Source organism: Methylobacterium sp. J-068 (assembly GCF_022829445.1).
GTDB lineage: Bacteria > Pseudomonadota > Alphaproteobacteria > Rhizobiales > Beijerinckiaceae > Methylobacterium.
This window is the reverse complement of the sequence record NZ_JAKSXY010000058.1, coordinates 1-336: the sequence shown is the minus strand read 5'-3', so window position 1 is coordinate 336 and position 336 is coordinate 1. Positions and strand designations below refer to the sequence as shown.

1 pseudogene is annotated in these 336 nt (G+C 71.7%); it reads left to right on the top strand.

From position 1 onward, the window contains the following. Nucleotides 1-139: 139 nt before the first annotated feature. Nucleotides 140-336, top strand: a pseudogene (locus MKK54_RS06200) (hypothetical protein); the annotation flags it as partial.

The window sequence follows — 336 nt, the reverse complement described above, 5'->3', positions numbered from 1 at the left end:
GAAGGTGGGGCTCGAACACCCACCCCACCCCACCCTCTATAGGGGTGTGGGGGTGGGGTGGGGTGGAACCCCCGTTGGCCTCAAGGTGGGGTAGCTGGTGATCCCGCCGGCTGACCAATGGGCGCCTTTCACGGACGGCTTGGACGATCCCGAGCGCGTTGCGCGGTGCCGCTGCCTGCGGGCCGTGGTGCACCTGACGACTGGCCCGCGCGGCGAGCCCGCGACCCGCCTCCTTCACGCGGCCGAGCGCGATCCCGACGCCCTGCCCGAGGCCGCGCGTGCCCTGAATGCCCTAGATGCCTGCGACAAGCGCCACGTCTGGGCCAGCTACGCCAA